8 protein-coding genes are annotated in these 8,673 nt (G+C 41.1%); all 8 read left to right on the top strand.

All coding sequences use genetic code 11. From position 1 onward, the window contains the following. The first annotated feature begins 97 nt into the window (after positions 1-97). The 8 genes from JXR81_09420 (at position 98) to JXR81_09385 (ending at position 8,669) form a co-directional block, all read left to right on the top strand. The gene (locus tag JXR81_09420; protein ID MBN2755060.1) at positions 98-343 is read left to right on the top strand and encodes a hypothetical protein; all 246 of its coding nucleotides are present in this window, start codon (positions 98-100) and stop codon (positions 341-343) included. After that, positions 325-756 (top strand): PIN domain-containing protein, encoded by a 432-nt coding sequence (locus tag JXR81_09415; GenBank protein MBN2755059.1) that lies wholly within the window; start codon positions 325-327, stop codon positions 754-756. The genes JXR81_09420 and JXR81_09415 overlap by 19 nt, the downstream gene beginning before the upstream one ends. A gap of 192 nt (positions 757-948) precedes the next feature. After that, positions 949-2,610, top strand: a complete 1,662-nt coding sequence (locus JXR81_09410) for an arginine--tRNA ligase (protein MBN2755058.1) — start codon at positions 949-951, stop codon at positions 2,608-2,610. Next, positions 2,611-3,618 carry a diguanylate cyclase gene (locus JXR81_09405; GenBank protein ID MBN2755057.1) on the top strand — a complete coding sequence of 336 codons (1,008 nt, stop codon included), beginning with the start codon at positions 2,611-2,613 and terminating at the stop codon, positions 3,616-3,618. It abuts the gene before it with no gap. Beyond that, the gene (gene truA, locus JXR81_09400; protein MBN2755056.1) at positions 3,599-4,390 is read left to right on the top strand and encodes a tRNA pseudouridine(38-40) synthase TruA; all 792 of its coding nucleotides are present in this window, start codon (positions 3,599-3,601) and stop codon (positions 4,388-4,390) included. The genes JXR81_09405 and truA overlap by 20 nt, the downstream gene beginning before the upstream one ends. Beyond that, entirely contained in the window at positions 4,390-6,987 is a 2,598-nt protein-coding gene (polA, locus tag JXR81_09395) for a DNA polymerase I (protein MBN2755055.1), read from the top strand. The genes truA and polA overlap by 1 nt, the downstream gene beginning before the upstream one ends. A gap of 199 nt (positions 6,988-7,186) precedes the next feature. Beyond that, the gene (coaE, locus tag JXR81_09390; GenBank protein MBN2755054.1) at positions 7,187-7,798 is read left to right on the top strand and encodes a dephospho-CoA kinase; all 612 of its coding nucleotides are present in this window, start codon (positions 7,187-7,189) and stop codon (positions 7,796-7,798) included. Further along, complete coding sequence (locus JXR81_09385) at positions 7,791-8,669, top strand: HDOD domain-containing protein (protein ID MBN2755053.1); 879 nt, start codon at positions 7,791-7,793, stop codon at positions 8,667-8,669. The genes coaE and JXR81_09385 overlap by 8 nt, the downstream gene beginning before the upstream one ends. The last annotated feature ends 4 nt before the right edge of the window (positions 8,670-8,673 follow it).

Below are 8,673 nucleotides of genomic sequence, written 5' to 3'. Positions count from 1 at the left end.
TTTTATTCGGCAAATACGGATTAAAGAAAATACAAGTAAGGCGAAGTCTTGACTTATACGTATTAAAATGATATGTTTATACGTATAGGAGGTGGTTATGACAAAACTTACGCTTCTGCTTGATGAAAAGACAATTAAAAAAGCGAAACTAACCGCAAAAAAGAATAAAACTTCTGTATCCAAAATGGCTGCTTCGTATTTTGAATCCCTTACGGTACAGAACGAAGATAATTATGATGACTTGCCTGTTTTAAAAGAAATTTCCGGTGTAATATACGGAAAAGAACATGATTATAACCCTAAAGAAGTCTACAAAAAGCATATATGGAAAAAATACAGATGAAAACTGTTCTTTTTGACGCCAACGTAATACTGGATATCCATCTTGCAAGAAAGGGTTCGTATAACGCTTCAATGGCTGCGGTAGCGGCGGCAAAAAGGCATGGCCTGAAAACGTATCTGTCATCTGTAAGCATTAGTATAATTCATTATATTATTGAAAAAGAAACAAACAGGACTAATGCAATAAAAATTCTGGAAAAAATCCGGATGCTTTTTGATATAGCGCCTGTTGACGCGAAAACTGTTGATATGGCTATAGTATCTGATTTTAAAGACTTTGAAGACGCGCTGCAGTACTATTCGGCAATCGGCGTAAAGGCGGACTGCATTATAACAGGTAATAAAAAAGACTATAAACACTCAGCCATTCCTGTTTTAGCTCCCGAAGAATTTCAACTTTATTTAAACAGATGATTTTCTGCAGACGTGTTTGCAACGGATCCGTCCGAAAGCGGTAAAAATAACGGGGGATTTAATAAGATTAAACTTTTTATCCTAAAAATCAGGCATAGACTTAATTCTTGTTTCATCCGTAAATCCCTAAATTTCATTGATTTTTAAGTGTTTTAACCATATAATGGGTCAAATTTTAATCGGGGAGATATAATGGCATTTAATGATTATTTAAAAGGCATTTTTAGAGATTGTATGCGGGAAAATTTCGCGTTAGAGCTGAATATTGATTCCATTAAGGTTGATAAAGCTCCCGCCGGGACACACGGTACTTACGGCGTAAATGCGGGTTTTTTGCTCTCAAAAGCCCTAAAAAAGAGCCCTTTTGACGCGGCAGCTTCTGTTGCGGAACTGCTTAAAACCAATAAAAACATAATTGATCCGCAGCCGGTTAAGCCGGGTTATGTGAATTTTTATATATCCCCGGAATATTATTTGGAACAGGTTAAAATGCTTCTGTCAAATGACGGTTTTTTTTGCAATAACCTTGGTAATGGCAGAAAAATAAACCTTGAATTCGTAAGCGCCAATCCGGTCGGGCCTCTTGTCGTTGTAAGCGGAAGGGCGGCGTCCTACGGCGATTCGCTGGGTAAACTTCTGTCAATGTCAGGTTATAAGGTTACAAAAGAAGATTATGTTAATGATTACGGCAGGCAGATGGATTTGTTTGGTTTGTCGCTTAAAGAACGGTATATGGAGCTTTTTGGCACGTCCGCGAATATTCCCGAAGGCGGATATCTTGGGCAGTATGTAATTGAACTTGCGGAAAAGATAAAAGCGGAAAAGGGCGATTCGCTTGTAGCTCAGTATAGGGATAATTTTGACTTAAAAAATAACTATTTCAGACAGATAGGCCTTGAAAAGATGATACAGTGGCAGAAACAGACGCTGGAAAAATTCGGAGTGGCATTTGATAACTGGTTTTATGAATCTGAACTGCATAAAAGTAAAGAAGTGGAAGAAGCTTTTGAAAAAATAGAAAAGCGCGGTCTGTTCAAGGAAGAAGAAGGCGCTGTATGGTTTAAGACAACAGAGTTCGGCGATGACAAGGACAGGGTTGTAAAAAAACAGGACGGGCAGTTTACGTATTTTGCCAGCGACATCGCGTACATGCTTAACAAACTTGAAAAGCGCGGTTTTGACCGTGTAATAAATATACTTGGGCCCGACCATCACGGATACATAAAAAGAATGGAAGCCATTGTGCAGGGGCTTGGATATGAAAAAGATAAACTTGATGTGCTTATCCTGCAGCAGGTTAACCTTATGGAGAACGGCGAAAAAGTAAAGATGAGCAAGCGCGCGGGCAAAATAGCGGCGCTTGATGATTTGATTGACGAAGTGGGCAAAGACGCGGCAAGGTATTTCTTCATTATGCGCAATTATAATTCGCATCTGGATTTTGATATTGAACTTGCAAAGGAACAGTCTGATAAGAATCCTGTTTTCTATGTGCAGTACGCGTACGCGAGGACGTGTGGAATTCTGCTGAAAATAAAAGAAGCGGCAAATAAAGAATATGAATCAAAAGAAGCGGATTTTTCGGCGCTGGAACCGGAAGAAGAGGACATACTGCTGTATATGCTTAATATGCCTGATGTAATAAAAGACGCGGCAGCCAAATACGCGCCTTCCACGCTTGTGGCGGCTATGTTTGAACTGGTTTCCAAGTTTCACTCTTTCTACAACAAGCACAGGGTAATATCTGAAACAGGGGAAGTGTCGCCCAAAAGGGCTGTTCTGATAAAAGCGCTTAAGAAAACTCTTGAAACGTGTTTTGACATAATTGGAATAACGAAAAGGGAGAGGATGTAAATGGCTGAAGATAAGGATTTAAAAGAGATAAAAAAAGACCTGGAAATGGTCATAGGCGAAGTTAAAAATTTAAAGGAACAGCTTAAAGAAGCCAAAAAAATAGGCCTGGAATTTCAGGAACGCTACGAGGAAATGTTAAAAAAAGAAGAACAATTTCTTGGCGAAATGAACAGTGAAATTGAAAGGGAAATAACGGTTGTTGTTATCGGCAATATTAAAAAGACCATAAATAAAGAACTTGCTTCCCTGAAGATGATGCGCCGCAGCATAAGGGCGCAGGTACGCAACCAGATTAAAAAAGAGATAGATAAAGAGATGAAAAAACAGCTGCCTGAAATTATTAACCTTGTAAAGACGGAAATAAAAAATAAATCCGTTGAAATTGTAAGCCAGTTAAGAAGGCAGACGGGAAAGAAACTTGAAAAGGAAGTTATTGAACATGTAAAAGATGCCACCAGTGTTTTAAGGGAACAGAAAGAAGAAAGCGAAAGGCGCGCGATAATTGACGGGCTTACCGGCGCGTATAACCGCAGATATTTTGAAACCAAGATGGAAGAAGAGCTTAACCTTGCCAAGAGGTTCAGAAATAAGATGTCACTGATAATGCTTGATATAGACCATTTTAAAAAAATAAATGACACTTACGGGCATGGAATCGGCGACGTGGTTCTTCAGGAGACAATAGAGGTTGTACGCAGCCAGATTTCACCGGTAGATTCGTTGTGCCGTTACGGCGGCGAAGAGTTCACGGTTATAATGCCGGAAACAGATATTGAATCCGCGGTAAAAACCGCGGAAAAAATAAGAAAAGCAATAGAAGAACACGCGTTTTACGGCGATGATAAACTTATAAATGTCACCATAAGCCTTGGCGTGGCGGAATATCCCACGCACGCTATTTTAAAACAGGCGCTTGTTGAAAGGGCCGACGCCGCTTTGTATGACGCAAAGCATTCCGGCAGAAATAACGTAAAACAGGCAAAAAAAGATGAGCAGAAAGACGTATAAGATGGTCCTGTCATATGACGGGGCCAAATATTATGGATGGCAGAGGCAGGACAAATTTCTGACCGTTCAGGGAATACTTGAACACGCGTTGTTTAAATTTTTCGGCGCGGATATCAAAACATTCGGGGCGGGCAGGACAGACGCCGGCGTTCACGCGTACGGGCAGGTGGTATCTTTCTCCGCGGACACTTTAATTCCGGCAAAAAACTTCAAACCAATTTTAAACGGCCTTCTTCCGGACGACATCAGGGTAATGTCTGTTGAAGACGCGCCGGCAGGTTTAAACCCGCGCTATAACGTAAAACAAAAACTGTACAGGTATGTTATCTGTAATTCTCCGCTGTATTATGCGGTGTACAACGGCCGCAGCTGGCACATACCCGAAAAACTTGATGTTGAAAAATTAAGGCAGGCAGCCGCCGTATTAACAGGCAGGCATAACTTTTTTTCTTTTTCCAAAGCCGGTAACGATACAAAGGAATACACACGCACGATTGATTCAATAAAAGTAAAGAAAAACGGCAAGTGGATCATTCTGGATTTTAAGGGAAAAAGTTTTCTGTACAATATGGTACGCCGCCTTACAGCCATAATTGTCCTTTATGGGCAGGGGCAGATATCCGTGCAGGATATAAAAAAAATGCTGGAAACACAGGACAGGGCGCTTGTAAGAAATACGGCGCCTCCGCAGGGGCTTTATCTTGTAAAAATAACATATGACAAAAGAAACGTTTCAAAACGCTATGGCGGCGATGACGAAGGGGATGAATAATGGGAACTTTTTATATAGCTGACGGAAACTCTTTTGCGTACAGGGCGTTTTTTGGAATGCCTCCGTTGACCACGGCTGACGGCATGGAAGTGCACGCTGTTTATGGATTTTACAACATGCTGCTAAGGATAATAAAAGATAAAAAACCGGACTGCTTCTGCATAGCGTTTGATTTTCCGGGAAAGACTTACAGAAATGAAATGTTTCCGGGATACAAGGAAAAACGGCAGAAGATGCCGGATTCCCTGAAAATACAGATGAAGCTCATAAAAGAAATAGCGGCTGCGGGAAGAATTCCGCTTCTGGAAGAAGAAGGCTATGAAGCGGATGATTTAATAGCGTCCGCCGCGCATGATGCTGAAAAGAAAAAAATGAAAGTGACGGTTTTAACCGGAGATAAAGACCTTATACAGATTGTAAATAAAAACATAAGTATTTTAAGGATAGGCAGGGACGGCGAAACCATACTTACCCCCGAATCCGTAAAACTTAAAATGGGAATAGAGCCGCATCAGATAATTGACGTATTATCGCTTATGGGCGATTCCGCGGATAATATTCCCGGCGTAAAAGGCATAGGCGAAAAGACGGCGTACGCGCTGGTAAAAGAGTACGGTTCCGCTGACGGCATCATAAAAAACGCGGAAAAAATCAAACCGGAGCGCGCTAAAAAATTTATCCTTGCCGGAATAGAAGAATTGAAAATAAGCAGAAAGTTAATTACGCTTAATACCGACAAGACACCCCTTGAAAAGATTGGTTTTAAAAGCGAAGAGTGCACGGTGTGTTCAATGGATACGGCGGCTCTTGACAGGGAGTTTATAAAATATAACTTTAAATCGCTTGTATCGGGCGGACAGGTAAAACAGGAGGTAAAGGCGCAGAAAAAATCAGTGAATATATCCTCTTTTGATGAAATAAAAAAAGAACTTGCGGCAGCTGATACTGTATCTGTTTTTTTTGGCGGGGAAGAAAGCGTGGAAATAGCGGCTGTGTCAGACGGCAAAAAATACTGGCACATGTTCGGTTCTTCATATACCGGATTGCCCGGATATTTAAAAGGAAAAAAAATAATAACCAATTCCGCCAAGCGCATATTCAGGGATTCGGCGCTTGATGATAAAGAAAATATTTTTGACGTAATGCTGGCGTCTTATCTTGTGGACCCGGAAAGAAACTTTAAGGACGCCGCGGGCGTATTTTCGGAGTACCTTGGCGGCACTTTTCTGTCTTTTGATGAACTTGCGGGAAAAGGCGCCAAAAAGATAATGATAGAACTGGCAGAAAAAGAAAATATAGATAAATATGTCTTTTCTCTCTGCGCCCACGCGGAAGACCTTGCGTTTGAACTTGGTAAAAAAATGAAAAAAGCGTCGTTAAGCGCCATGTATTCGGGGATAGAACTTCCGCTTTCCCGCGTGCTGGCTGTTATGGAAAAAGAAGGGCTTAAAATTGACAGGAAATTTCTGCTGCAGCTGATTAAGGATACGGAAAAAGAGATAGCCGCTTCAGAGAAAATGGTATATAAACTTACGGGTGAAGAGTTTAATATAAATTCGCCAAAACAGCTTTCGGTGATTCTGTTTGAGAAACTGAAATTAAAGACGCAGAAGAAAACAAAAACAGGATTTTCCACTGATGTAGAAGTGCTGTCAAACCTTGAAGACGCGCATCCTGCCGTGGCTGAAATTTTAAAATACAGGTCTTTGACCAAGTTGAAAGGCGGTTTTCTTGATGTGATACTGTCCTATATGACCCGCGATGACAGAATATTTCCGTCTTATAATCAGACAGTCGCGGCTACCGGCAGGCTTTCATCAAGCAACCCAAATATACAGAATATTCCGGTAAGAAGCGAAGAGGCAAAGGCCATAAGAAAAATATTCATACCTCTTGACGCGGGCGAAACAGTGCTTAAAGCGGACTATTCGCAGATAGAACTGCGGATAATGGCGCACGTGTCAAATGACAAAAAACTGATAGACGCGTTTAAGAAAGGCGAAGATATTCACACAATAACAGGGTGTGAAGTTTTTGAAGTATCCAAAGAAAAACTTACCCATGAACAGAGGCGTTTTGCCAAGACTATAAATTTTGGAATTATTTACGGAATGAGCCCCTACGGCCTTGCCAAGCAGCTTAAGATAAGCAACTATGAAGCGTCCGAATACATAGACAAATTTTTTGCCAATTTTCCGGGTGTAAAAAAATATCAGCAGGACACAATTGCGTCCGCGCGAGAGAACGGCTATGTGGAAACGTTAATGGGCAGGCGCAGATATTTTAAGGATATTAACAGCGCCAACAGGACCGTAAGGGAACTTTCAGAGCGGGCGGCAATAAACGCGCCTATCCAGGGAACCGCCGCGGATATAATAAAAAAAGCCATGATAGATATTCAGGGCGAACTTGAAAATAAAAAGATGAAGACAAAAATGATATTGCAGGTGCATGATGAACTTGTTTTTTCCGTTCCGGAAAAAGAAACAGCTGCGGCGCGAGCTATGGCGGTTAAACTGATGGAAGGCGCTGCGGATTTAAAGGTGCCGGTAACTGTAACGGTGGGAACCGGAGAAAACTGGTTTGAATGCGGATAAAAATAAGCAATTAAGCAAAAAGCATTTAAGCATAAGCGGAAAGCAATAGCAGTTAAGTTGGAGCAAGCATGCGCGGCGGAAATCCCCGCAATGAAGCGGTTTATCGGCTGAAGCAGCGGGGACATAAGCGGAAAGTAATAAGCAGTTAAGCAATAGGCAGTTAAGCAGAAGCGGTTAATATAAACAGACGGCGGTATGGATGAAAAAAAGCGCGAAAAAAAAGATAATAGCAATTACAGGTTATACGGGTTCGGGAAAGACCGTTGCCGCCAATTTTCTGCGTGAAAAAGGCTTTGTGGTGATAGATGTGGATGAATTTGTGCATTCCATATACGCGCCGGGGTGCGCTTTATATAACGCGCTTTTAAAAAGGTATAAAAAGGGAATACTTGCCAAAGACCTGCAGATAGACAGGAAAAGGCTTGGTAATATTGTTTTTGGTTCGCAAGAGGCTTACAGGGATTTCATTAAACTTGTATATCCGGCTATGAACAAAGCGCTTTTAAAGCATATTAACTGCCTTGATGAAAAGCTTGTAATTCTTGACATGGCTGTGCTGTTTGAAAGCGGCTTTTACAAAAAAACAGATGAGATTATATATATAAAGACGGATGTAAACATCTGGAATAAAAGAGTTGCTCTGTTTAAAAGGAAAAAATATAAGATGATAAAATCATACCAGGTTTTATTCCCGGAGCCGAAAAAGATTGCATATAGCAGGTATATAATTTATAATAATAAAACAAAAAAAGACCTTTGCCTAAAGGTGTTAAAGGCAGTAAATAAAATCAGCGAGGGCTTTAATGGATGATAAACTTCACCAGCAGGAAGAAAAAATACAAAGGATTCTTGAACGGATAAAGGCACTTCCTACGCTCTCTGTTGTTGTGGCAAGGGTAATTCAGGTTGTTTCCAACCCGCTTACTTCTGCTTCTGATTTAAGCAACATAATAATGGTGGATCAGGCTTTAACCGCAAAGGTTTTAAGGCTTGCTAATTCGGCTTTTTACGGTTTTCCTTTCAGGATAAAAAATATCACGCAGGCGGTCTCTATTCTTGGGTTTGATACCATAAGAAACCTGGCGTTAACCGTATCAGTTCATAAGATTTTTACCGGTGATGACAGGAACGCTTTTTTCTCCCATCAGGAATTCTGGAAACACAGCGTGGGTGTGGCTTTGTGCTGCAGCCTGCTTGCCAAAAAAATTAAATATAAATCCCATGAAAGCGCTTTTACTGCAGGATTACTTCATGACATAGGCAAGACTTTCTTTGAACAGTACATGCACGATGAATTTGTGGCGGCGCTTAAAGATTCCGCGGAGAGAAAAATTCCTTTATATCAGTCAGAAAAACAGATAATAGGTATTGACCATCAGGAAGTGGGAAGGATAATGGCGGAAAAATGGAACCTGCCGCACGAACTTCAGGCGGGAATAAATTTTCACCATCACCCGGAAGATGAACAGGAAGAAAACGTAATGGCTACTATTGTCAATGTGGCAAACAGCCTGTGCAATAAAAAAGGGCTTGGCAATTCCGGAGACACGGCAGTACTGCCGTTAAGCGGCGATGCAAGGGCGCTTTTAAACCTTGATGAAAAAGCGGAAGATGAACTTATGGCAAAACTGGACGCGGAACTGAATGAAGCCCAGGCGTTTTTTAACATGACTTCATTCTGATAAT

Source organism: Candidatus Goldiibacteriota bacterium, from assembly GCA_016937715.1.
Taxonomy (GTDB): domain Bacteria; phylum Oederibacteriota; class PGYV01; order PGYV01; family PGYV01; genus PGYV01.
The sequence above is the reverse complement of the archived record's forward strand: the minus strand, read 5'-3'. Positions and strand labels throughout refer to the sequence as shown.

Excerpts from the sequence above, each read along its gene's own strand:
- JXR81_09420 (MBN2755060.1), top strand. The coding sequence starts at position 98 with ATGACAAAACTTACGCTTCTGCTTGATGAAAAGACAATTAAAAAAGCG.
- JXR81_09415 (MBN2755059.1), top strand. The coding sequence starts at position 325 with ATGGAAAAAATACAGATGAAAACTGTTCTTTTTGACGCCAACGTAATA.
- JXR81_09410 (MBN2755058.1), top strand. The coding sequence starts at position 949 with ATGGCATTTAATGATTATTTAAAAGGCATTTTTAGAGATTGTATGCGG.
- JXR81_09405 (MBN2755057.1), top strand. The coding sequence starts at position 2,611 with ATGGCTGAAGATAAGGATTTAAAAGAGATAAAAAAAGACCTGGAAATG.
- truA (MBN2755056.1), top strand. The coding sequence starts at position 3,599 with ATGAGCAGAAAGACGTATAAGATGGTCCTGTCATATGACGGGGCCAAA.
- polA (MBN2755055.1), top strand. The coding sequence starts at position 4,390 with ATGGGAACTTTTTATATAGCTGACGGAAACTCTTTTGCGTACAGGGCG.
- coaE (MBN2755054.1), top strand. The coding sequence starts at position 7,187 with ATGAAAAAAAGCGCGAAAAAAAAGATAATAGCAATTACAGGTTATACG.
- JXR81_09385 (MBN2755053.1), top strand. The coding sequence starts at position 7,791 with ATGGATGATAAACTTCACCAGCAGGAAGAAAAAATACAAAGGATTCTT.